This is a genomic window from Cryobacterium adonitolivorans (genome assembly GCF_004402695.1).
Lineage (GTDB): Bacteria > Actinomycetota > Actinomycetes > Actinomycetales > Microbacteriaceae > Cryobacterium > Cryobacterium adonitolivorans.
In genome coordinates, this window is sequence record NZ_SOFL01000022.1 from 68387 (window position 1) to 90706 (window position 22320).

A 22320-nucleotide genomic window follows, 5' to 3' on the forward strand; every position below is an offset into this window, starting at 1 on the left:
GTTCTCTGCGTGACGCCGCCGAAATGTGCGGCTCCGGCGCCAGGAGCGGGCCTCGCGATAGAGTGAACCGGTCATGAGCCACAAGCTCTTCACCGACGGCAATGGAGCCCACGTGCACCCCACCAGCAGCATGTCCGCAAGAACCGAAACGACGAACCCCGAATTGACTATAGAAGACACGACCATCCCGGGGGATCTCAGCGCCGACATCCCCGCGGTCACTCCTGGCTTCCGCATCGAGCGCGACTCGCTCGGCCGCGTCGAGGTCCCCGTGGACGCCTACTGGGGTGTGCACACCAAGCGGGCGCTGGAGAACTTCCCCATCGCCAAGCGCCCGATCTCGGTGTACCCCGACTTCGTCGTGGCTCTCGCCTCGGTGAAGCAGGCCTGCGCCCGCGCGAACGCCGAGGTCGGCGCTCTGTCCCAGGAACGGGCCGACTGGATCGACGCCGCCTGCCAGGAGATCATCGAGGGCAAGTATCACGACCAGTTCGTTGTGGGTGTCATGCAGGGCGGCGCCGGTACCTCCACCAACATGAACGCCAACGAGGTCATTTGCAACCTCGCACTGGAGAACGAGGGCTACGGTCGCGGCCGCTACGACATTCTCAGCCCGATCGACCACGTCAACCGCAGCCAGTCCACCAACGACACCTATCCCACCGCGATCAAGATCGCCCTCGCGTTTTTCCTCAAGCACCTGTTGAGGGAGCTCAAGGCGCTCCAGGGCTCCTTCTCGGTCAAGGCCGACGAGTTCGAGCAGATCCTCAAGGTGGGGCGCACCCAGATGCAGGATGCGGTGCCGATGACCCTGGGCCAGGAATTCCACGGTTTCGCCACCACCCTCGGCGAGGACTACGACAGGCTCACCGAGACGATCTGGTTGCTCGCAGAGGTCAACCTGGGTGCCACAGCGATCGGCACCGGCATCACGGCCGACCCCGGCTACGCGGCCGCGGCCATCCGCCACCTCAATCTGATCACCGGACTCAAGCTGGAGGCGGCGCCGGACCTGATCGAGTCGACCAGTGACGCCGGCAGCTTCATGTCGTTCAGCGGAAATCTCAAGCGCAGCGCCATCAAGCTCTCCAAGATCTGCAACGACCTGCGCCTGCTCTCCTCCGGCCCCCAGGCCGGCTTCGGCGAGATCAACCTGCCGCCCCGCCAGGCCGGTTCGAGCATCATGCCCGGCAAGGTCAACCCGGTCATCCCCGAGGTCGTCAACCAGGTGGCGTTCGCCGTCGCCGGTGCGGATGTGACGGTGACAATGGCCGCAGAGGGCGGGCAGCTGCAGCTCAACGCGTTCGAGCCCGTCATCGCGCACTACCTGTTCCAGAGCCTCACCTGGATGACCCAGGCGATGTGGACCCTGCGGGTGAACTGCATCGACGGCATCACCGCGAACGAGGACCGGCTCGCGGCGATGGTCGGCTCGAGCGTCGGCGTGATCACCGCCCTCATTCCGCATATCGGCTACGCGGCCGCCGCGGCGCTCGCCCAGACGGCGCTGCTCACCGGGCGCAACGTGGCTGACCTGGTGGTGGAGGCCAACCTGATGACCAGGGAAGACGTGATGCGCGAGCTGGAACCGGCCCGGCTGTCCGGCGTGCGGCCCGACACCGGCACCTCCTCGATCCCCATCATCGAGTAGCCCCGCCGAGGGAGGGCGGGCGGCGCTACTCTGGTGCCGTGTCCCTGCGTGTGAGGCAGCCGCTCCACCACAACGAGCCGATCCGGTCCGATCGTCTCGCGATGCTCGACGCCGCCCTACCCGACCTCGACTGGACGATCCTGCCGCCGGGTACCGAGCGGTACCGGTTCCCGGCGCCGAGCGGCCGGCTGGCCGCGATCGCGCTGGGCCGCACCGGTGACCCGCGGGTGCTGCTCGTGCCCGGGGCCACCGGGTCGAAGGAGGACTTCGTGCTGCTCGCGCCGCTCCTCGCCGACGCCGGATACCGGGTGGAGAGCTTCGACCTCGCCGGCCAGTACGAGTCCGCGGCGGCAGGGCCGGTGCCTGGCCGGCGTTTCGGGTATGAGCTGTTCGTGGCCGACCTGGTCGCGGTGCTGGAATCGGGGGACACCCCGGTGCACGTGCTCGGCTACTCGTTCGCGGGCCTCGTCGCCGAGCTGACTCTGGCGCGGCGGCCGGAGCTGTTCGCGTCACTGGTGTTGCTGACCACGCCGCCTGGACCGGGCCAGACCTTTCGCGGCGTGCGCTGGCTCGGGCCGGTCAGCGGCCTGGTGCCCCCGCACTCCATCGCGTCCCTGATGATCTGGGGCATCGTCACCAACTTCAACCACACCCAGCCCGGCCGTCTCGAGCTGGCGCGCAGGCGATTCGGTTACACCCGGCGCGCCAGCCTCGACGAGATCATGGGGCTGATGAAACACACGCCGGATGTGCGCAGGGAACTGGCCCGCAGCCCGGTGCCCAAGCTCATCGCCGTGGGGGACCGTGACCTGTGGACGGTGGCGCAGCACCGGCGGTTCGCCCGCCGGATTCGCGCGGAGCTGCGCGTCTACCCGGCCGGGCACAGCCCCTGCGAGACCACCCCGCATCAGCTGGCCCGCGATCTGCTCGCCCTCTACGCGCGCGGCCGCTGACGGGGCAGCACCCGGTTCAATTCAGCATCCGGCGACTCGCGGAGCGCCGGCGGATGCGCCAGGGTGAGTAGTCCGGCCAGCCGGAGAAGAGTGTGCGACCGGCCCACGCCACCCGGCGTCCGAGCCCGCGGGGTGTTTCGAACGGGCGGGCGGAGATCGCGACCCGCAGGGAGCGGTCGAGGGTGACCGGTTCGTCGTGGCCCAGGTGCATGCTGAAGTCGAGGTCGTCGTGCACATCGTTGCGGGTGCGGCGCACCCTCTCCCGGTTGGCGGTCCAAACCTGCCGGCGCATCGCAAAGTTCGACCCGAACAGCGGCGGGTGGCCCAGCCAATACCCCATCCAGCGGAAGTAGCCGCCGATGTACAGCCGGCCGCCCAGCCAGGCCGTGACGGGCCCGCAATTGTAAAAGTCGCCGGGGCCGGTGTACACGGCCGTGTCGGGAGCGGCCGTGAACCGGGCCTCGATCCGCTCCAGCCAGTCCACCGGCGGAACGGAGTCGGCGTCGAGCCGGGCGATCACGTCGCCGGTGGCCGCGTCGTAGCCGGCAGCCGAGGCCGGCCAGATTCCCCGCAGCGGTTCGGTGACCAGGCGCACACCGGCGGCGCTCGCCACGGCGGCCGTCGCATCCGTGCTGGCGTTGTCGATGACGATGATCTCGTCGGCCTGCCGGCGCTGCTGCGACAGGGCACGCAGGCAGGTGCGCAGGAAGTCGGCGTCGTTGTAGACCGGGATGACCACCGAGATGGTGATTGGGGGACGGGGCCGCCCCGGTTCAGATCTCACGGCAGTGGGTCGTGAGCAGCCCGATGCGGTCGATCGAGACGGTGACGGTCGACCCGTCCTTGAGGAACACCTGCGGCTTGCGGCTGTAGCCGGCGCCGCCGGGACTGCCGGTGGAGATCAGCGTGCCGGGCAGCAGGGTGGAGGTCAGCGACAGGTAGGCGATGATCTCGGCAACCGTGCGCACCATGTCGCCGCTGGATGCGTCCTGCAGGATACGCCCGTCGACGTGGGTGGTCAGCCAGAGGTTCTGCGGGTCGGCGATTTCGTCTGCGGTGACCACCAACGGGCCGGTGGGGGTGAATCCGTCGAACGATTTGCACCTGGACCACTGTGCTTCGGAGAACTGCAGGTCGCGGGCGGTGATATCGTTCACGACGGTGTAGCCGAAGACGTAGTCGAGGGCATTGCGCACCGACACGTTGCGGGCGGGCCGGCCGATGATCACGCCGAGTTCGGCCTCGTAGTCCACCTGGCCGGTGAGGTCGCTCGGCCAGGAGACGATGGACTCATGACCGGTGAGCGAGTTCGGCCACAGTGAGAACACCGTGGCGGCGGTCTCGCTGCGCAGCTTGAGCTCGGAGGAATGGGCGGCGTAGTTGGCGCCGATGGCGATGATCTGCGGGGGCCGCAACACCGCAGACGAGTGCCGCAGGTCGTCGATCGGGGTGAGGCTGGCACCGTGGGTCAGGGCGTTCGCGGTGAGCGCCCGCACCCTGTCGTATTCCGGGGCGCCCTTTTCGAGGAGGTCCTGGAGGTCGCGTGGGGCGTCGTCGATCACCTCGTCGAGGAAGAGCGCCGCGTCATCCACCACGACGGCTAGACGGGGGGTGGATTGGCCTTCGACTCTGAGATGCGCGAACTTCACTTCTTCAGCGTAACCGGCCAGAACCGTTCTCGCCGTGCACTGACGGCCCGGCCGGTCGCGGTGCGCCGGCCGCCCGCCAGAGGTGCATGCCCGCGTAACTACGCCACGGCGCCCACACGCTGCCGTGAGCGGCGAGATCCCTGGCCGTGGCGGGCAGGCCAAGCCGATCGGCCCCCTGGCGCAGGGCGAGGTCACTGGTGAGCAGAATGTCGGGGCTGCCGAGCACCCGCATGGCCACGTACCCGGCTGTCCACGGACCGATGCCGGGCAGGGCGGTCAGGCGGGCTTGCAGGTCGTCGCGGGCCTCCCCGACGTCGAGCACGAGGTCCCCGACGGCCAGCGCCTCGGCGACGCGGATGATCGTGTCGATGCGGGCAGCCGGGCCCCGCAGCACCTCGCGGCCGTGCTCGGCGATGCGGGCGGCGGTGGGGAAGAGCAGGTGCGGGGTGGCGGTGTCCGCGGTACCGGCCGTGTCCGGGCCGCGGCCGCCGGGCACCGGCTCGCCGAGGGCCGCGCTGAGCCGGCCGAGGGCGGTGCGGGCGGCGGCGACGGACACCTGCTGGCCCAGCAGGGCCCTGAACAGAGTCTCTTCGGGGTCGAGGCTGCCCGGCACCCGGATGCCGGGGGTGCCGTGCACGGAGCAGGCCAGGGCCGGGTCGTCGGCGAGGGCGCGATCGATGGCCTGCGCATCCGCGTCGAGGTCGCACAGACGGCGCACCCGGCTCACGAGCGGTGCGAGATCGGCGAGGCTGCCCAACCGGGCGGTACAGGCGATCGCGGGCGCTTCGACGGTGCCCGCGAGGGCCAGGTGCAGGGTGGCCCAGCCGTGCGGGAGCCGCAGGGTGCGTTCGTATCCGGTGGACGTAGACCGTTCGACACCGGTGACGGCCCGCACGCCCAGGAAACCGAGCAGACCCGGGCCATCGAACGGCGCGCGGGCGGGCAGCAACAGGCTGATCCTCGTGCCAGTGCCAGTGCCAGTGCCAGTGCCAGTGCCAGTGCCAGTGCCAGTGCCGGAGGCGGTGCCACCGTCAAGGTTGCGGCTGCCCGTCGGAACCCTGGCGCCGGCCCGCAACGCCGACGGTGTGCGTTCGTACACCGCGGCGATGGTGTCATTGAACTGCCTCACGCTGCCGAAGCCGGCCGCGAAGGCGATGTCGGTGACCGACAGATCGGTGCTGGTGAGCAGCACTCGAGCGGTTTGCGCGCGGTGGGCGCGGGCCAGGGCGAGAGGGCCGGCGCCCACCTCGGCGACGAGCACCCTGGTGAGGTGTCGAGGGGTGTATCCGAGCCGATTCGCCAGCCCGGGCACGCCCTCGCGTTCGACGGTGCCGTCGCCGATCAGCCGCATCGCCCTGGCGGCCAGGTCGTCCCGGATGTTCCACGCCGGCGACCCAGGCACGGCATCGGGCAGGCAGCGTTTGCAGGCTCGCAGTCCCGCCTCATGGGCCGCGGCGGCGGTGAGGTAGAACGAGACATTGCCCGGCTTGGGTGTCACCGCCGGGCAGCTCGGTCGGCAGTAGATGCCCGTGGAGTGGACGCCGGTGATGAACTGGCCGTCGAAGCGCGCGTCGCGGGACGACATGGCCCGGTATCGTTCGGCGAAGACCGGGTCGTCGACGCTTCCCCGAGCCGACGCGCCGACCGGGCCGGACCGGTGGGAGCGGGTCGGGGGGATCGCTGCATCGGGGGAGCTGGTCGAGGTTGTCACCCCTCAAGACTGGCACGCGCACCGCCCGACGGGTAGCGGGAATCGGACACCGCCGTCTGGGCCGGATCGAGAGAGGAAACTCCCCGGTTCGAACCGGTCCGGTCCCCGTAAACTGGCGGGCATGACCCTCGACCCGACCGGCCGACCGCTCGCCGTGCCGCGGCAGGACACCCCCATTCAGACGCCGGTGTGGAGTTCGCCGGTGCGGCGCACGAACCTGAGCACGATTGTGTGGGCCAGCATCGGCATCGTGGTCGCCGCGCTCGCGCTGCTGCTGGTTCTCGTTTACCTCTCGACCTTCCTTGGTCCGGGCGCCCTGCTGGTCTGCCTGCTGCTGGCGCTCGTGCCGCTCACCCTGGTGGTGCTGGCGGTGCGCTGGATCGACCGGTGGGAGCCGGAACCCCGGCCGGCCCTCTGGTTCGCCTTCCTCTGGGGTGCCGGTGTCTCGATTGTGACGGCGCTGGTATTCGACCTCGGCGTGCAGATCGTCGTCGCGACCAGTGGCGTGGCCCGACCGGCGGGCGACTTCACGGCCGCCGCCATCCAGGCGCCGCTCGTGGAGGAGTCGGCGAAAGGCTTCGGCATCCTGCTGCTGTTCTGGGTGATCCGCGGCCAGTTCAACGGTCCGATTGACGGAGTCGTCTATGCGGCAATGATCGCCGCCGGCTTCGCGTTCTCGGAGAACATCCAGTACTTCGGTGTGGCGATGCTCGACGGCGGGCTCGGCGACCTCGGTGTGACCTTCCTGTTGCGCGGGGTGATCTCCCCGTTCGCGCACGTGCTGTTCACCGCCTGCACCGGCCTGGCCATCGGCTTAGCCGCCCGGCGCGCGAGCGGGTCCAGTTACCTCGGCGCCGTCTTCATCGGCCTGGCCGCTGCGGTTCTGCTGCACGCGGTGTGGAACGGGGCGTTCTTCTTCCTCACCGACGACGCCTCCCTGGTGGGCTACTACTTCCTCGTGCAGGTGCCGATGTTTCTCGGCGCGATCCTGGTGGTGGTCATGCTGCGGCGTAAGGAGGAGGCGCTGACGGTGCAACGGCTCGGCGACTACGCCGCGGTGGGCTGGTTCACCCCGGCCGAGGTGGCGATGCTGGCCACTCCCCGTGGCCGTCGCCAGGCGCGGGCCTGGGCCCATGGCCAACCGCAGGAGCGGCGCCTCGCCATGAACCGCTTCATTCTTGATGCCACCCGCTTGGCTTCGGTGCGGCAACGCCTGGTGAACGCTCAACTGCACCCGTCCCGGCGCGGAGGCGCTGCGGCGCGTGCGGGTGGGACCCCCGACCAGGTGGAGGAGGCCCGGCTGCTGGGCCTGCTGATGAGCGACCGCGCCGCGGTCATCGACTGACCTGATCGGGTGCTGACCTGCTCGGGTGCTGACCTGCCCTGGCAAAGAAAACTCGCCGCCCGGTGGTGTGGCACTGCCGACAACTCTCCCGGTGCGGCGAGTTTCTATGCAATAAGAGTGCACCTGGCTGCGACGTTCGCGCAAGGGGGAATTTTCGGGCGTGCGTCGGGACCCGGAATCCGATTGGATGGTCTTATGACTGATTTGAACTCCAAGCCCGAACTCGACTTCCCGGAGGGCCCCGCGCCCGAACAGCTCGACATCGTCGACATCGTGGTAGGTGACGGGGCCGAGGCCACCGCCGGCGCCACCGTCGACGTGCACTACCTCGGTGTCGAATACGACACCGGCGACGAATTCGACTCGTCCTGGAACCGTGGCCAGTCGATCAACTTCCCGCTGGGCTCCCTCATCGCCGGCTGGCAGCAGGGCATCCCCGGCATGAAGGTGGGCGGGCGACGCAAGCTCACCGTGCCGCCGCACCTGGCCTACGGCCCGGCCGGATCCGGTCACCGGCTGTCCGGCAAGACCCTGATCTTCGTGATCGATCTGAACGGCGTCAGCTAACTCGTTCGATCCGCACCTGCTTGATTCGTGAGTGGTGGCCCCGGAGAATGCTCACGGCGCTCCGGGGCACCCCGAAATGTGTGGCCAGCAGGCGCACCAGGGCGTCGTTGGCGGAGCCCTCCACGGCTCTCTGCTGCAGGAAGACCGTGAACGCGCCGGTCGTCGTCGGGTCGGCCTCGACGAGTGGGCCCTTCCGGCTGCCCGGCTTCACATGAACCTGCACCATCTGCGTCGATGCGGTCATGACCTGCCATTCTTCTATGCCTGATGGGCCGGTGTGAGTGCCAAAATGGGCCTCGCGTTCAACGGTACCGCGCGCCGATAATGGGACATGATCTCAATCGACTGTGCTCGCGCCCTGCAGCAGGCCGGATTGGCCTGGCATCCGGCATCCGGTGACTCGTTCCGCATCGAACGACCAGGCTTCGACGCCGAGGTCTTCACGGTCAGTGAGATGACCATCGAGGCGCATGAGTTCGACACCGGCACCATCCTCGGTTTCAACGGAACGACGGAGTGGGCCCTTGATTCGCTCGCGCTCGAAGACGCCCTGTGGCTGCCGCGGGAAGACCAGATGCGCGGGCTCCTGCGCGGCACATTTCGCGCCCTGTACAGGCTCGGCGACGACCGATACCGGGTGAGCGTGCACGTGCGTGGCGTCGACGAGGTGTTCGAGGCGGCTACCGTGGCGGATGCCTACGGCCTTGCGGTGCTGATGCTCATCGGGCTCTCCGGCGAGGGCCGGGTCGCTCCGGCAGTGGCCAGCGACTAGCTCAGCCGCTCCGGCTGATTCCGCTCCGGCTAATACCGTTCCGGTTCCGGTTCCAGGGCGAACCGTCGCCCGCTCAGCTCGGTGGGAGAGATCTCCACCCAGATGTACTTGAGCGTGGGAACGAGCGGTCGAAGCGGAAGCGCGTTGGCGGCTTCGATCTCGGCCTGGGTATCGAGAACCCGGGCGATGCCCTTCACTACGACGCTCCAGGCGTCGCCGCGCCCGATGGCGTCGGTCTCCAGTGCCACCTTGTTGTTGACCGTGAGGGCGAGAAGCTTGGTTCCCTCGGCGGTGCGAAACAGGAGGCGCTTGTCGGCCGCGACGAAGTTGAGCGGAAAGATCTCGATGTCGTCCGCGACGGCTGCGGCGAGACGGCCGAAGCTTGAGGACAGCAGCAACTCCCAGCACTCGTCCTCGCTGAGAAAGCGAACGGGATCAAGGTCGTTGTTGTCCATACCTCATCGTCCCACTTTGCAGTCCACTCGGCGAGCACGCCCGAGTGGACCGCGGCGTGTTGCCCTACAGCCGGGGTCCGGAGGCCAGTTCGGACGAGTCGGAGGTGGCCTGAACCTGGGCGGTGCGGCGACGCACCAGCATCACGGTGAGGAGGATTCCACCCATCAGCAGCGCACCGGCGGCGACCAGGAACACCGGCAGTGCTTCCGTGCCGGTCTCGGCCAGTTCGGTGGCATAGCCGGCGCCCCTGCCGCCACCGCCACTGGCGATGGGGATCAACGGGTTCGCTGCGGTAGCCGACCGGTTGGGCACGGCTGATGCGGTCGTCGGCGTGTCGGTGGAGACGGGGGGCTGTGTCGGGGTGGGAACGACGGTTCCCGCCGGCAGGATTCGGTGCGTGATCGAGGCGGTGCACGTGAGCGTGGAGCCGCCGCCGTTCACGGAATCGTTGCACTGACGGATGGTCACGGGCAGCGCCGCGCTGACCGTGGAAGGATCGACGGTGCAGGTGACGCGGAAGGCGGCCCCGCCGCCGTTGGCGGAGGCATTGCACTGCGTGATGGTGGCAGAGGTCGTCGCGGACACCGGACTGCAGTTCAGCCGGGGTTCAGGTCCTTCCGCACCCGAGCCGTTGCACTGGTCTACGGTCGCGGGGGAGGTGGTGGCATCTCCGATGATGTTGTTCACCACGGTCACGTTGCAGGTGGCGATCGACCCGCCGCCGTTGGCGGAGGTGTTGCACTGGTCGACGACGGTGGTGGCCGTGGGGAAGCTCACTGGTATGTCCGTGCAGAGCAGTTCGCCGACCGCGCCCTCACAGGTTCGCACGGTGATATCCGAGCGCGACAGCCCGGTGTCGAGGTCGAGGTAGTTCGTGATGGTCACGTCGCAGGCAATTTCGTTGCCGCCGCCGTTCTGGATGTAGTTGCATTGGTTGACCGTGCCCGGCACCGGAGCTGCCGATGCGGGTGCCTGCGCGGTGCCGAGGATTGCGGCTGCGGCAACGACCAGGCCGAACGTGACGGCGAGGCCCCGACGCAGGACGGCGCCGGCCCGTCCGATGTCCGGCCGGGCGGCCCGGGACGGGAAATCGGCGGTGCCGCCGACGCCAGGAACTGATGAATCGAACGAATATGCCGTAGCCATGATGGACCCCCTAGATGGGGCCACGTGACCCCACTTTGAGTCACGTTATCAGTATCGCTGAGCGACCGTTATCACAGGGTTCCAACGGCGCGATTCGAATGGTCCAGGGTCAGCGCTCGCTCGCCGCGCGGACCCTGTCGATCAGGTCTTTCCAGGCGCCGTGCACCTGCGGTTCGGCGAGCACCACTTCGTGCGGTGCGCACCGGATGCGGTACACGTAGCGGTCCGGCATCGGTGCGATGTCTTCGGCCTCGTCCCAGGGCAGTTCCTCGAGGAGGCGCATCCACGACGCGGCATCCGGTTGCTCGTCGACCTGCACGTCCCAGGTGACCCGGAGCCCAGCGATGCCTCCGCTGCGTGAGACGACGACCTTCATGGCCCCATGGTACGTCCGGCCGGGTAACGATCGGGGATGTTGGCATGATCGGAGGTAGCTTGCCAGTGAACACCGAACGGTCACCGCCCCGTCAGGAGGCCGCGAGCAGCGGATCGAACGCCAGGCCCACTCCGTCCCACCCCGCGAGAACCGCGTCGTGCTCGGCGGAGCCCACTCCGTAGCGGGTGGTCGCGGCCGTGGCGGTCGCCGCGGCGAAAGCCGCGAAGTCGGCGTTCGCGGTGAGGTTGGGCCCGGTGAGCGTGTCGTACCAAATCTGCCCCGGCGCCTCCCACGCGTTGCCGCCGAGTGCCTCGGCGACCAGGTAGAAAGCCCGATTCGGGATGCCCGAATTGAGGTGCACTCCGCCGTAGTCGTCCTCGGTTTCGATGTAGCCGTCCATCGATGCCGGCTGCGGATCGGCGCCGAGTACATCGTCGTCGTAGGCGGTGCCCGGAGCTTTCATCGACCGCAACGCCTGGCCCTGCACCTGGTCGGTGAAGAGCCCGGCGCCGATCAACCAGCTCGCAGACTGGGTGTCCTGGCCGGCGGCGTACTGCTCGACGAGGGCGCCGAACACATCCGAAACCGATTCGTTGAGCGCCCCGGACTGGCCCTGGTAGGCGAGGTTTGCGCTGTACTGGGTGACACCGTGGGTGAGCTCGTGCGCGATCACGCTCAACGAGATCGTGAACCTGTTGAAGACCTCGCCGTCGCCGTCACCGAACACCATGCGCTCGCCGTCCCAGAAGGCGTTGTCGTAGTTCCGCCCGTAGTGCACCGTGGCGTCCAGCGGCAGGCCGCGGCCGTCGATGGAGTCGCGCTGGTAGCGGCTCCAGAACAGGCCATGGGTGTCGCCGAGCCCGGTGTAGGCCTCGTTGACCGCCTCGTCGGCGACCGGGGGATGGCCTTCGGTGCGCACGGTGCGGCCGGGCAGCCGCTGCAGCTGACCGGCGTCGCTGATGGTGCGGGCGGTGATGCCGGGCACGGCCTGCACGGGCAGCGTGGGCAGGGCGCTGGTGCGGCGCTCAAAACGCAGGCTGCGGATGGGGTCGTCGACGCGCAAGGATCGCCTGGCGGCCTCGGCCGCCGCCTCGAAGCGCGGGTCATCGACCGCGGCCAGGTGCTCGAGGAGGTAGGGCGGTACGACGCTGCAACGAAAGGGCTGGGTGAATTGGCCACGGCCGTGCGGATGGCCGTGCGGATGGCTGTGCGGAAGCACGGGGAACGGGACGGGGCTCTGAGTCTGGTCTGTTCCTGTCATGCGGAGAGTCTGCCAGCACCGTCCGACATCCGCACCCCTCTCCTGCCGACGACTAACGTGCCAGTACCAGTGGTTCGGCGAGTCGTCACATCGCCGACCAGCCGCCGTCCGACGCCAGGACGATGCCGGTCACGTTGGCCGAGTCAGCGCTGGCGAGCCAGGTGATGGCAGCGGCGAGCTGCTCCGAGGTGGCCACCGGCGGCAACACATGCTGGAACACCGGGCCGAGCACCGACCCGGCCAGGGGAGAGAGCATCGGGGCCTCGATGTTGGTCTGCACCCCGCCGGGCGCGACAGCGTTGCACCGGATGCGCTGGGCCGAGTACATGACGGAGGTGTTGCGCGTCAAACCGATCACGGCGTGCTTGGACGCCGTGTACGCGACCCCGGCCGCGCCGCCGCGCAGGCCCGCCTCCGACGTGACGTTGACGATCGCCCCGCCGCCGCCGGCCACCATGACCGGCAGGGCGCCGCGGATGAGGCGCATCATGCCCGTGACGTTGATGCCGAAGACGCGCTCCCAGGTGGCGTCGTCGACCTCGGCGATCGGCAGGAAGCCGTCCATGATGCCCGCGACGTTGGCGAGAACGTCGATGCGGCCGTTCGCCGCTGCGACCAGCCTGGTGGTGGTGTCCTCGTGGCTGATGTCGCCGTCGACGGTGACGATGTCAAGGTCGCTGAACTGGTCGAGGAGCTCCTGCAGGCGGGCGGGAACCACGTCGCCGGCGATTACCTTGGCGCCCTCCTGGGCGAGTCGCACGGCCGTCGCCTTCCCGATCCCGGAGCCGGCTCCGGTGACGATGGCGGTCTGGCCGGCGAACCGGCCCGGGGTCACGGCAGTGTCCATCGGAGTGCTCCTTCGCAGATTTCCTCGGGTGCGGCGCGGCGCCGCCGCACCAGTCATAGCACCGTCTGGCCGCCCCGGCGCGGGAGAGGCGGATGCGGGCTCCTGCCGGTGCGGCGCCCAGCCGGTTTTGTAGACTGCGGGTATGCGCCATGGAATCGTCATCCTGCCCCAGTTCGAGTGGCCCCAGGCCCGCCGGAAATGGCAGGCTGCCGAGCAATACGGCTTCGATCACGCCTGGACCTACGACCACCTGTCCTGGCGCAGCCTCGCCGATCAGCCGTGGCAGGCCACCATCCCCACGTTGGCGGCAGCCGCGGCGGTCACCGACCGAATCCGGATGGGCACCTTCGTCGCCTCACCGAATTTTCGGCATCCGGTGCCGTTCGCCAAGGAGATCGCCACCGTCGACGACATCTCCGGTGGGCGGATGCTGCTCGGTGTGGGATCGGGCGGAACGGGTTTTGACGCATTCGTGCTCGGGCAACCGGCCTACACGCCAAGGCAGCGGCACGAGAGGTTCGCCGAATTCGTCACCGACCTCGACCTGCTGCTGCGTCATGAGCAGCCCGGAGCCGGTGGCTTCAGCTTCTCCGGAGACTGGTTCTCCGCGGTGGACGCCCGCATGGTGGGCCGGCCGGCCCAGCACCCCCGGGTTCCGTTCGTGATCGCGGCCAACGGCCCGAAGGGCCTCAAGCTCGTGGCCGAGCACGCGGCGGGCTGGGTGACCACGGGCGCCGACGGCGCCGTGGGGGAGGAATGGTGGAGCGCGGTGACGACCCTGGTGCGCCGGCTGGAAGACACCCTCTCCGCGGCAGGTAGGGAGCCGGGCACGCTTGACCGTTACCTCTCGCTGGACAGCGGCGGGGCGTACTCGCTGCAGAGTGTCGGCGCCTTCGATGACGCCGTCGGCCGTGCCGCCGAGCTCGGCTTCACCGATGTGATCAGCCACTGGCCCCGCCCCGATGGCATCTATGCCGGTTCGGAGTCGGTCCTCGACGAGGTCGCCGCCCGCTTGGCCTGACCGCAGGGTGGGTCAGGAGGACGCGAGCGGTCAGTTGGGGCCCGTCGCGGGCACCGGGACCGGCCGTAACTGTCGTCTCATCGGGTCGAGAGCTCGCGAGTGGTCAGTTGGGGCCAGTCGCCGGGCGCCGGGACCGGCCGTAACTGTCGTCTCGTCGGGCGTTACCGGGTTAGACGTCGATGCGGTAGCCGCGCTTGATCACCGTGGCGACCAGCGCGGGCACCGGCAGGGCCTGGCGCAGCCGGCTGATGGCCACGTCGACGGCGTGGTCGTCCTGGATCTCAGGAAGCGCCGCCGTCAGATCGGAGCGGGAGAGCACTGACCCCCGTGCCGCGAGCAGGGCGCGCAGAATGGTGAGCGACGTCGGCGGCAGCAGCGCGGATGCTCCGGCTATCGACACTCGCCGTCCGCGGAGTTCCACCGGTCCGAGCCGGCTGTCCAGGCGCAGAACACGTTCGTCGGCGAGGTAATCACAGACCAGTTTGATCAGCGCACCCATGCGGAATCGTTCTGGCACGATCGGGGAGATGCCGGCGGCAATCAGGGGGGCGGCGGTGACATGCCCGACCGCGGCGGCCACGACCGGTCCGCGCAGGGCCTCCTGCAGAGCGTCGAGCCGGCCGACGCCATCCGCCGCGCCGAAGAGCGCATCGACAGCGGGTGCGCTGGTGAAGGTGACCGCGTCCAGCGACCCAGTGCAGACCGCGTCGATGAGTTTGAGGACCCGGCTGGAGTCGTCGGGCAGCAGCCACCGGTACGGCGCGACAGTGAGCACCGTGGCGCCGGCGTCTTGCAGGCGCTGGATCTGGGACTCGTCGGTGAACCCGTGCAGCTGCACGGCCACCGTCAGCCCGGCGGCGCCTTCGCCGAGCACCTTGTCCACAAGCGAGCTGGTGGTTTCCTCGTCGCTCATGCCGGAGTCGTCCAGGTCGGCGGCGCGGATGGCGCCGCGAGCCTTGGGCCCGCGCACGAAGATGCGGCTGTTCTCGAGGGTCGTGGTGAGGGCGTGGCCCAGCCCGGCCGCATCCGCCGCTTCGAGCCAGCGACGGATGCCGTACGACGTGGTCGCCAGCAGGATGTCCGGCCGCCTGGCGATGATCGTGGCGGTGTCGGCGGTGATCTGCGAGTCGTCGGCAGCGGCCGCGATGCGGATGGCGGGGGCATGTAGAACGTCGGCGCCGCGTCGTTCGAACGCGGCGATCAGGTCTTCGCTTCGGCGGTCGGAGGTGACTCCGATCCGGAAGCCCTCAAGCTGGTCCGGTCGGAAGCCGGGCAGCCCCGCTTCTAATCCGATGTCGTTAACGGTGTCTCCGATGGTTCTGATGGCTGAGGTTACCTCTGGCCTGAGAGTGTAGCGGCGTTTGCGAGCACTTCAACGGCTGCAGCGTCGTCGCGCTGGGCCAGCCGCACGACCTCGCCGATCACGAGCACGGCGGGGGAGCGGGCGCCGACTTCGCCGGCGACTTTCACCACAGTTTCGATGTCGGCGACGGTGGTGCGCTGTTGCTCGGAGAAGCCACGCTCGATGATGGCGATGGGCATATCGGTACGCATACCGTGCCGGGCCAGGCCGCTGGTCAGGTGCGGCAATGTGCCCACGCCCATCAGCACCACGATGGTGCCGCCCAGGCCCACCAGATGGGCCAGTTCCTCTTCGCTGAGCGGCACGTGGCCGCTGAGCACCGTGAACATGCGGGAGACCTCGCGGTGGGTGACCGGGATGCCCGCCAGCGCCGGCACGGCGATGGCGCTGGTGACGCCGGAGATCACGGTGACCGGTACGCCGGCGGCGCGGCAGGCGGCCATTTCCTCGCCGCCTCGGCCGAACACGAACGGGTCGCCGCCCTTGAGGCGCACGACGGTGAGGCCGGCGCGGGCGCTGGTCACGAGCAGCTGCTCGATCTCGGCCTGCGGTACGGCGTGGTGGCCCGGATGCTTGCCCACGTTCACCAGTTCGGCGCCGCGCGCCCACTCGTCGAGCCTGTCGTGCGGGCCGAGCCTGTCGTAGTAGACGATGTCGGCGCCACGCAGCGCTGTGAGCGCGGCGACGGTGAGCAGGTCGCCGTCGCCGGGCCCGCCGCCGACGAGGGTGACGTGGCCGGGCCGGGAAACCGGGGCGGCCGCCTCGCGGGTGAGCCAGACGGCTTTCTCGGCGCAGGCGGCGACGAGCAGCGGGTCGTCGTGCGCGGGCAGGTCGACGGCCACGACGAGGTCCACGGCCGAGACCAGGTCGCGCCAGGCGCTCGGCGAGTGTGGCCAGGCCACGGCGCGTACCAGAGGGTTCGGCACCTCGTAGGTGTCTGCGGCGAGGTAGAGCACGGCTCCGGCGGCACAGTACCGGGCGATGACCCGGCGCGCGGGGCGGCTACCGCCGATGATGAGCACGCGGCGACCGGTCACATTGAGACCGATGTCGAGGGACGGATTCGGCATGGTCCTATTCTCCTTCTTCTCGCGCGGCCTGAGCGGTTGTGTGTCGCCCGGTGTCATTCCGCCCGGTGTCATTCCGGTCGGCCGGCCGCAGGGGGATCCTGACGCCGGAGAGCAGCACCGGGCCCGTGGCCGGGGCGCTGTCGTCGGGCTCGTTGACGCTGACACCGAAGTAATCCCTGCCGGTCTGCGCCGTGCCGGTCTGCACTGTGCCGGTCTGCGCCGTGCCGGTCTGCACTGTGCCGGTCTGCACCGTGACGGTTTGCGCCGCATCCGCCAGTGCCGCATCCGCGTGCGCCGCGCGCTCGCCGGGCCAGGCCGGGCGCGGCTGGCCGCGCTCGAGAATCTGCACGATTGCCGGGTCGGGGGTGGTCGGCGCGTTCACGAAGGAACGGAACCGGCGCAGCCGCTCCGGGTCCTTCAGTGTCGCCGCCCACTCGTCCTCGTAGCTGCCCACGTGCGCGGCCATCGCCAGTTCGAGCTCGGCAGCCAGGCCCAGGCTGTCGTTCACGACCACCTCGCGCACGTGCTCGAGCCCGCCGGGCAGCTCTTCCTGCCAGCGCGCGGTGCGCTGCAACCGGTCGCCGGTGCGGATGTAGTACATCAGGTACCGGTCGATGTAGGCGATCAGGGTGTCGTCGTCGAGGTCCTGGGCGAGCAGTTGCGCGTGCGCCGGCTGGTAGCCGCCGTTGCCGCCCACGTACAGGTTCCAGCCCGCATCGGTGGCGATAATGCCGATGTCCTTGCCGCGGGCCTCTGCGCACTCGCGGGCGCAGCCGGAGACGCCGAGCTTGAACTTGTGCGGCGACCGCAGCCCCCGGTACCGCAGCTCCAGCTGGATGGCCATCGAGACGGCGTCCTGCACGCCGAACCGGCACCAGGTGCTGCCGACGCAGCTCTTCACGGTGCGCAGCGACTTGCCGTACGCCTGGCCGGATTCGAAGCCGGCGTCGACCAGGATCGTCCAGATCTCGGGCAGCTGCTCGAGCCGGGCGCCGAACAGGTCGATGCGCTGGCCGCCGGTGATCTTCGTGTAGAGGTTGTACTGCTCGGCGACCTCGGCGATCACCTTGAGCTTGGCCGGGGTGATCTCGCCGCCGGGGATGCGCGGCACCACCGAGTAGCTGCCGTCCTTCTGCATGTTCGCCAGCGCACGGTCGTTGGTGTCCTGCAGGCCGCCCCGGCCGGCATCCAGCACGTAGCCGTTGGTCTGGGAGGCCAGGATCGACGCGATCACCGGCTTGCAGATGTCGCAGCCGAGGCCGGTGCCGAAGCGTTCCATGATGTCGTCGAACGAGGTGAGCTGCAGGATTCGTACGCTCTCGAACAGTTCGCTGCGGCTGAACGCGATGTGCTCGCACAGGGCCTTGGAGACCTCGACGCCGGCCTTGCGCAGCTCGGTCTCGAGGATCTTCTTCACCAGGGGGACGCAGGAGCCGCATTGGGTGCCGGCTCGGGTGCAGGTTTTGAGCGGGCCGAGCTCGGTGCAGGCCTCGCCGTGGTCGCCGCGGACGGCCGCGCGGACCGCGCCGACGGACACGTTGTTGCAGGAGCAGAGCTGCACGTCGTCGGGCAGGTCGCTGTTCGCGGGCGGTTCGGCGCCGGCGGCGGAGAGGTAGGCGCCGGGCTCCGCGGGCAGTTCGCGGCCGAGCAGCGGGCGCAGCGACAGGAACGGCGAGGCGTCGCCGACGAAGATGCCGCCGAGCAGGGTCTTGGCGTCGCCGGTGACGACGATCTTTTGGTACAGGCCGCGGGCCGGGTCGGCGTAGACCACCTCGAGGGAGTGCTCGGTGCGGCCCAGCGCGTCGCCGAAGCTGGCGACCTCCACCCCGGAGAGCTTGAGCTTGGTGGCGTCATCGATGCCGGGGAAGACGGCTTCGCCGCCGTGCAGCCGGTCGGCGGTGACCTCGGCCATGGCGTTGGCCGGGGCGACCAGGCCCACGCAGACACCATTGATGCTGGCGACCTCGCCTATGGCCCAGATGCCGTCCGCCGAGGTGCGGCAGTCGTCGCCGATGACGATGCCGCCGCGCGGGCCGAGCTCCAGGCCCGCGGCGCGGGCGAGTTCGTCGCGGGGGGTGATGCCGATAGAGAAGACCACGAGGTCGGCGTGCAGCTGGGAGCCGTTGGTGAGCGAGACACCGAGGACCCGGCCAGTGGGGGAGCGCAGGATCTCGGTGGGCCGGGTGCCGAGCGCCAGGGTGATGCCCTGCGCGCCGATCAGCCGGCCGAGCGCCTGGCCGGCGCCCTCGTCGAGCTGGGCGGACATCAGCCAGGTGCCCGAGTGCACCAGGGTGGATGCGGCGCCGAGCCTGGCCAGACCGCCGGCGGCCTCAAGGCCGAGCAACCCACCACCGACGACGACGACGTTGGCCGGACGTCCCAGCCGTTCCCGCAGCCGGGCGATCTCGCCGACGAGGAAGTCGACGTCTTCGAGGGTGCGGTACACGTGGCCGGCCTCTGCACCGGGGATGGGCGGGCGCGTGGCGGCGGAGCCGGTGGCGAAGACGAGGTCGTCGTACGGCACCCGTTCGCCGTCGGCGAGGGTGATCGCCTTGGCCGTGGTGTCGAGGTCCACGACGGTGCTGCCGCCGCGGTAGCTGATCGCCTCGGCGTCCCACAGGGTGGTGTCGCCGAGGGTGAGGTCTTCGGAATCGACGAGGCGGCGGGACAGCGCCACCCTGTCGTATGGCAGGTGCGGCTCCTCGCCGAACACCGTCACGGTGTGGGCGAGGGTTCCGGCGGCGGAGGTGTTGCCGGATGCGGTGGCACGGGCGGCCATGGCCTCGGTGAACCGGTGCGCGGCGGGGCCGCCGCCGATCACCACGACGCGTCGGGGCGTGCCGAGGCCTTCGACGGGGCCGGCCGCGGCGGGGGTGACGTGGTCCATGGGAGTGCCTTCCGAGTGGTGAGCTGTTCAGTCAGCCTAAATTTCGGCGATTTCCCGACGGTGTCGCCCGGGTAACGGAGTGTGACGGGCTCCTCACGTCGTTTTGGGCGCAGTGAGAGGTCTTCGTTACGCGATCGTCACGGCCCCGCACGATGGCCGACACGAGGCCTGCCTACCGTGGATGGCAGGCCTCACCCAATCGCCGTGAACAGCCGCCCCACCATTCGCCCGCAGAACCACTGGAGGACCCCGTGCAGACAACGCCCACCCACCCGCACGACTCTGCTGGCCACGACTCTGCTGGCCACGACACAGCTGGCCACGACTCTGCCGGCCACTGCGTGGACTGGGCCAATGTGTGCGACCTCGACCGACTCGAACCGCTGTGGGCGGAGGCCGCGCTGATCGACGGCGAGCAGGTGGCCCTCGTGCTGCTTCCCGACGGGCACCTGTTCGCGGTCTCCAACCAGGACCCGGCCACGGGCTCCTTCGTGATGAGCCGCGGCATCGTCGGTTCGCGTGGGGACCGGCCCACCCTGGCCTCCCCGTTGCACAAGCAGGTCTATGACCTCGAAACCGGGGAGTGCTTCACCTCCGCCGACTACAGCCTGCGCACCTTCCCGGTGCGCGTCGATCACGGGACCGTGCAGATCCAGGTGCGCACGAGCGCACAGAGCCTGGCCGACGAGCGGGCCGAGACCGCGGAGTTCGCCGCAGCATGACGGACGCCCCGGTGTTGCTCGCGACCTCCCACGGTACCAGCGACCCCGCAGGCCAGCGCGCCGTCCTGGCCCTGGTCGACGCGGTTGCCGCCGCGGCACCGCACCTCGCCGTGCGAGGCGGGTACGTCGACGTGCAGAGCCCGGATGTGCCGACCTGCCTCCGCGCCATCGCCACCGGGTCCGGCCACGCCGACCGTGCTCCCGCCGACGCCGACGGAGCCGACCGCCCCGTCGTGATCGTTCCCCTGCTGCTCTCGGCCGGGTACCACGTGCGCGTCGACCTGGCCGAGGCCGCCGCCGCAGCCGTGCAGCCCGTGCGGGTCACCGGGGCTCTCGGACCCGACCCCCGGCTGGCCCGCATCCTGGCCGACCGGCTGCACGAGATCGGCCTCGAGCCCAACGACACTGTGGTGCTTGCCGCGGCGGGCTCCACCGATGCCGGCGCCGTCGCCGACTGCCACACCGCGGGCGGCCAGCTCGCCGCGGTCCTCGGCCGTGCCGTGACCGTCGGGTTCATCTCGGCCGCCCGGCCGCGCCTGGCCGACGCCGTGCGCGCCGCCCGCGCCGGCGCGCCCGGCCGGGTAGTCGTGGCCACCTACCTGCTCGCCCCCGGCTACTTCGCCGGCCTGGCCGAGAATTGCGGGGCGGATGCCGTGAGCCGCCCCCTGCTGGTGGACGGCCAGGAGCCGCCGCGGGAACTGGTGGATGTGGTCATCGACCTGTACTCGTCCATCGCTCGACTCGAGCTGGCCCTGACTGGCCTGCCCTGGTCGCTCAGCTCCCGTGCCTGACCTGCGTCGACGGGCTCGATCAGGCGTGGGGCGCCCATCAGCGCTCATGTGTCCGTCGTGTAACGGCGGCCTATCAGTGGCGCTCGCCGGGGGTGAGAACACGGTGACCAGAAGGTTACTGGGCCAGCGTTTCGCCGAAACACCGGCTGCGTAGCGTCGAAGACACGCAGCCAGGGCAGCACCCCCGGCACCACATTCTTGAGGAGAACCTGATGACCCCGACCACCAGTGCCCCACCATCCACGCTCACCACGAATGCACGGAGCGGTACCTCTACCGCGGCGTCCGCCGCATCCGCCGAACTGGTGCACCGCCCGGGCCGGTGGATCGACAACTGGAACGCCGAGAACCCCGAACAGTGGGCCGGCGGCGGCAAGGCCATCGCCTCCCGCAACCTCAAGTGGTCGATCTTCGCCGAGTTCCTCGGCTTCGTGGTCTGGCAGCTCTGGAGCATCGTGGTGGTGCAGCTGCCGAACGCTGGCTTCACCTTCGACACCGGCCAGATCTTCTGGCTCATCTCGATCCCGAGCCTGGTCGGCGCCACCCTGCGCTTCCCCTACACCTTCCTGGTACCCAAGTTCGGTGGCCGCAACTGGACCATCATCTCCGCCGGCCTGCTGCTTATCCCGTCGATCGCGCTCGGCTTCGCGGTGGGCAACCCCGAGACCCCGTTCCCGGTGATGCTGCTCATCGCCGCGCTCGCCGGCCTCGGCGGCGGCAACTTCGCCAGCTCCATGTCGAACATCACCTACTTCTACCCGCAGAGCCAGAAGGGCTGGGCGCTCGGCCTGAACGCCGCCGGTGGCAACCTCGGTGCCGCCGTGGCCCAGCTGGTCGTGCCGATCGTCATCACGCTTGGCGCCCTCGGCACGCTGAACCTGCCGTTGGCCGGCTTCTTCTGGGTACCGTTCATCCTGCTCGCCATGTTCGGCGCCTGGAAGTACATGGACAACCTCTCCAGCGCCAAGGCCGACTTCGCCGGCTCGATCGCCGCAGTCAAGGAACCGCACCTCTGGATCCTCGCGTTCTTGTACATAGGCACCTTCGGCTCCTTCATCGGCTTCGCCAGCGTCTTTCCCAAGCTCATCGCCGACCAGTTCCCGGAGTTCTCCACCTTCCACGTGGTCTCGGCATCACTGTCACTCGCGTTCCTCGGCGCCCTCACCGGCTCCCTGGCCCGCCCGTTCGGTGGCCGCCTGGCCGACAGGTTCGGCGGCGCCCTCGTCACGGTCTGCGCCTTCGCGGTCATGGCCGTCGGGGCCGTGCTGGTGAACCTGGTGCTTCCGCTGGGCAACTTCTGGCTATTCCTGGTGACATTCCTGATGATCTTCGTGGCCACCGGCGTCGGCAACGGCTCGACCTACCGCATGATCCCCAGTGTTTTCGCCGCCAAGAGCGGGGTGAAGGACGCCCACAAGAACTCCGGCGACGTCAACACGCAGCGGAAGACCGCGGCGGCTCTCGGCCTGATCTCCGCGATCGGCGCCTACGGCGGCTTCATCATCCCGCAGGTGCTCGGTTTCTCGAAGACCTCCACCGGTGACTACTCCAGCGCGATCTACGCCTTCGCCGGCGCCTACCTGGTCATGATGGCCGTCACCGCGTTCGTCTACCTCCGCCGCGGCTCATCGGTGGCCGGCCACCGCATCTAGTGATTCGCTGGTCGAGCTTGCCCTGACCCATCACCGGATCTCGACAAGCTCGATCAGCGGATGCTCGCCCAGCAGCACCG

Annotated in this window: 21 protein-coding genes; 9 read left to right on the plus strand and 12 right to left on the minus strand. The window is 69.4% G+C overall.

The genetic code is table 11. From position 1 onward, the window contains the following. Positions 1-73: 73 nt before the first annotated feature. Together E3O42_RS06585 and E3O42_RS06590 are read left to right on the plus strand one after the other, a co-directional pair. Positions 74-1651: an aspartate ammonia-lyase gene (locus E3O42_RS06585; RefSeq protein WP_241984680.1), complete on the plus strand. Its 1578-nt coding sequence runs from the start codon at positions 74-76 to the stop codon at positions 1649-1651. A 38-nt stretch (positions 1652-1689) separates the two neighbouring features. Further along, a complete protein-coding gene (locus tag E3O42_RS06590; protein WP_338144932.1) occupies positions 1690-2604 on the plus strand; it encodes an alpha/beta fold hydrolase in 915 nt (304 codons plus the stop codon). A gap of 16 nt (positions 2605-2620) precedes the next feature. On the opposite strand, the gene E3O42_RS06595 is transcribed toward E3O42_RS06590, so the two are convergent. From E3O42_RS06595 to E3O42_RS06605, 3 genes are read right to left on the minus strand one after another with little or no spacing between them, the layout of a single operon-like run. After that, positions 2621-3388 (minus strand): glycosyltransferase family 2 protein, encoded by a 768-nt coding sequence (locus E3O42_RS06595; RefSeq protein WP_241984681.1) that lies wholly within the window; start codon positions 3386-3388, stop codon positions 2621-2623. Continuing rightward, entirely contained in the window at positions 3378-4253 is an 876-nt protein-coding gene (locus E3O42_RS06600) for a fumarylacetoacetate hydrolase family protein (protein WP_134453175.1), read from the minus strand. Before E3O42_RS06600 ends, E3O42_RS06595 begins: the two co-directional genes overlap by 11 nt. A 4-nt stretch (positions 4254-4257) precedes the next feature. After that, a complete protein-coding gene (locus E3O42_RS06605) occupies positions 4258-5838 on the minus strand; it encodes a DNA-3-methyladenine glycosylase 2 family protein (protein WP_134453176.1) in 1581 nt (526 codons plus the stop codon). Positions 5839-6085: 247 nt separating this feature from the next. Here E3O42_RS06605 and E3O42_RS06610 point away from each other — a divergent pair, with 247 nt between their 5' ends. Continuing rightward, positions 6086-7309 (plus strand): PrsW family intramembrane metalloprotease, encoded by a 1224-nt coding sequence (locus E3O42_RS06610; protein ID WP_166787913.1) that lies wholly within the window; start codon positions 6086-6088, stop codon positions 7307-7309. Positions 7310-7504: 195 nt separating this feature from the next. After that, positions 7505-7876: an FKBP-type peptidyl-prolyl cis-trans isomerase gene (locus E3O42_RS06615; RefSeq protein WP_134453178.1), complete on the plus strand. Its 372-nt coding sequence runs from the start codon at positions 7505-7507 to the stop codon at positions 7874-7876. On the opposite strand, the gene E3O42_RS06620 is transcribed toward E3O42_RS06615, so the two are convergent. After that, a complete protein-coding gene (locus E3O42_RS06620) occupies positions 7869-8120 on the minus strand; it encodes a DUF167 domain-containing protein (RefSeq protein ID WP_134453179.1) in 252 nt (83 codons plus the stop codon). The genes E3O42_RS06615 and E3O42_RS06620 overlap by 8 nt on opposite strands. A gap of 87 nt (positions 8121-8207) precedes the next feature. On the opposite strand from E3O42_RS06620, the gene E3O42_RS06625 reads away from it, so the two are divergent. Further along, positions 8208-8648 (plus strand): hypothetical protein, encoded by a 441-nt coding sequence (locus E3O42_RS06625; protein ID WP_134453180.1) that lies wholly within the window; start codon positions 8208-8210, stop codon positions 8646-8648. A 29-nt stretch (positions 8649-8677) separates the two neighbouring features. Here the strand turns inward: E3O42_RS06625 and E3O42_RS06630 are convergent, their stop codons facing one another. The 5 genes from E3O42_RS06630 to E3O42_RS06650 all read right to left on the minus strand — a co-directional run bounded on the left by E3O42_RS06630 (position 8678) and on the right by E3O42_RS06650 (position 12734). Next, entirely contained in the window at positions 8678-9103 is a 426-nt protein-coding gene (locus tag E3O42_RS06630) for a pyridoxamine 5'-phosphate oxidase family protein (protein ID WP_134453181.1), read from the minus strand. Positions 9104-9167: 64 nt separating this feature from the next. Then, positions 9168-10250 carry a hypothetical protein gene (locus E3O42_RS06635; RefSeq protein ID WP_134453182.1) on the minus strand — a complete coding sequence of 361 codons (1083 nt, stop codon included), beginning with the start codon at positions 10248-10250 and terminating at the stop codon, positions 9168-9170. Positions 10251-10359: 109 nt separating this feature from the next. Next, on the minus strand, positions 10360-10626 hold the full coding sequence (locus tag E3O42_RS06640) for a protealysin inhibitor emfourin (protein WP_134453183.1): 267 nt from the start codon (positions 10624-10626) through the stop codon (positions 10360-10362). Between the two features lie 91 nt (positions 10627-10717). Continuing rightward, positions 10718-11887, minus strand: coding sequence for a M4 family metallopeptidase (locus E3O42_RS06645; RefSeq protein ID WP_134453184.1), 1170 nt, complete (start codon positions 11885-11887; stop codon positions 10718-10720). A gap of 85 nt (positions 11888-11972) precedes the next feature. Beyond that, positions 11973-12734, minus strand: a complete 762-nt coding sequence (locus E3O42_RS06650) for an SDR family NAD(P)-dependent oxidoreductase (RefSeq protein WP_134453185.1) — start codon at positions 12732-12734, stop codon at positions 11973-11975. 142 nt (positions 12735-12876) lie between these two features. Here E3O42_RS06650 and E3O42_RS06655 point away from each other — a divergent pair, with 142 nt between their 5' ends. After that, positions 12877-13755: an LLM class flavin-dependent oxidoreductase gene (locus E3O42_RS06655; RefSeq protein WP_134453186.1), complete on the plus strand. Its 879-nt coding sequence runs from the start codon at positions 12877-12879 to the stop codon at positions 13753-13755. Positions 13756-13924: 169 nt separating this feature from the next. Here the strand turns inward: E3O42_RS06655 and E3O42_RS06660 are convergent, their stop codons facing one another. The 3 genes from E3O42_RS06660 to nirB are packed head-to-tail and all read right to left on the minus strand — an operon-like array spanning position 13925 to position 19075. Continuing rightward, entirely contained in the window at positions 13925-15079 is a 1155-nt protein-coding gene (locus E3O42_RS06660) for a uroporphyrinogen-III synthase (RefSeq protein ID WP_338144933.1), read from the minus strand. Positions 15080-15087: 8 nt separating this feature from the next. Beyond that, on the minus strand, positions 15088-16188 hold the full coding sequence (gene cobA, locus E3O42_RS06665) for a uroporphyrinogen-III C-methyltransferase (protein WP_134453188.1): 1101 nt from the start codon (positions 16186-16188) through the stop codon (positions 15088-15090). A gap of 4 nt (positions 16189-16192) precedes the next feature. Beyond that, on the minus strand, positions 16193-19075 hold the full coding sequence (nirB, locus tag E3O42_RS06670) for a nitrite reductase large subunit NirB (protein ID WP_134453189.1): 2883 nt from the start codon (positions 19073-19075) through the stop codon (positions 16193-16195). Positions 19076-19326: 251 nt separating this feature from the next. Here nirB and nirD point away from each other — a divergent pair, with 251 nt between their 5' ends. From nirD to E3O42_RS06685, 3 genes are all read left to right on the plus strand, one after another. Next, positions 19327-19797 carry a nitrite reductase small subunit NirD gene (gene nirD / locus E3O42_RS06675; protein WP_420897867.1) on the plus strand — a complete coding sequence of 157 codons (471 nt, stop codon included), beginning with the start codon at positions 19327-19329 and terminating at the stop codon, positions 19795-19797. Next, a complete protein-coding gene (locus E3O42_RS06680) occupies positions 19794-20588 on the plus strand; it encodes a sirohydrochlorin chelatase (RefSeq protein WP_134453191.1) in 795 nt (264 codons plus the stop codon). The genes nirD and E3O42_RS06680 overlap by 4 nt, the downstream gene beginning before the upstream one ends. A 212-nt stretch (positions 20589-20800) precedes the next feature. Then, on the plus strand, positions 20801-22240 hold the full coding sequence (locus E3O42_RS06685; protein WP_134453192.1) for an MFS transporter: 1440 nt from the start codon (positions 20801-20803) through the stop codon (positions 22238-22240). The last annotated feature ends 80 nt before the right edge of the window (positions 22241-22320 follow it).

Excerpts from the sequence above, each read along its gene's own strand:
- E3O42_RS06585 (WP_241984680.1), top strand. The coding sequence starts at position 74 with ATGAGCCACAAGCTCTTCACCGACGGCAATGGAGCCCACGTGCACCCC.
- E3O42_RS06605 (WP_134453176.1), bottom strand. The coding sequence starts at position 5,838 with ATGTCGTCCCGCGACGCGCGCTTCGACGGCCAGTTCATCACCGGCGTC.
- E3O42_RS06610 (WP_166787913.1), top strand. The coding sequence starts at position 6,086 with ATGACCCTCGACCCGACCGGCCGACCGCTCGCCGTGCCGCGGCAGGAC.
- E3O42_RS06615 (WP_134453178.1), top strand. The coding sequence starts at position 7,505 with ATGACTGATTTGAACTCCAAGCCCGAACTCGACTTCCCGGAGGGCCCC.
- E3O42_RS06620 (WP_134453179.1), bottom strand. The coding sequence starts at position 8,120 with ATGACCGCATCGACGCAGATGGTGCAGGTTCATGTGAAGCCGGGCAGC.
- E3O42_RS06625 (WP_134453180.1), top strand. The coding sequence starts at position 8,208 with ATGATCTCAATCGACTGTGCTCGCGCCCTGCAGCAGGCCGGATTGGCC.
- E3O42_RS06630 (WP_134453181.1), bottom strand. The coding sequence starts at position 9,103 with ATGGACAACAACGACCTTGATCCCGTTCGCTTTCTCAGCGAGGACGAG.
- E3O42_RS06635 (WP_134453182.1), bottom strand. The coding sequence starts at position 10,250 with ATGGCTACGGCATATTCGTTCGATTCATCAGTTCCTGGCGTCGGCGGC.
- E3O42_RS06640 (WP_134453183.1), bottom strand. The coding sequence starts at position 10,626 with ATGAAGGTCGTCGTCTCACGCAGCGGAGGCATCGCTGGGCTCCGGGTC.
- E3O42_RS06645 (WP_134453184.1), bottom strand. The coding sequence starts at position 11,887 with ATGACAGGAACAGACCAGACTCAGAGCCCCGTCCCGTTCCCCGTGCTT.
- E3O42_RS06650 (WP_134453185.1), bottom strand. The coding sequence starts at position 12,734 with ATGGACACTGCCGTGACCCCGGGCCGGTTCGCCGGCCAGACCGCCATC.
- E3O42_RS06655 (WP_134453186.1), top strand. The coding sequence starts at position 12,877 with ATGCGCCATGGAATCGTCATCCTGCCCCAGTTCGAGTGGCCCCAGGCC.
- cobA (WP_134453188.1), bottom strand. The coding sequence starts at position 16,188 with ATGCCGAATCCGTCCCTCGACATCGGTCTCAATGTGACCGGTCGCCGC.
- nirB (WP_134453189.1), bottom strand. The coding sequence starts at position 19,075 with ATGGACCACGTCACCCCCGCCGCGGCCGGCCCCGTCGAAGGCCTCGGC.
- E3O42_RS06680 (WP_134453191.1), top strand. The coding sequence starts at position 19,794 with ATGACGGACGCCCCGGTGTTGCTCGCGACCTCCCACGGTACCAGCGAC.
- E3O42_RS06685 (WP_134453192.1), top strand. The coding sequence starts at position 20,801 with ATGACCCCGACCACCAGTGCCCCACCATCCACGCTCACCACGAATGCA.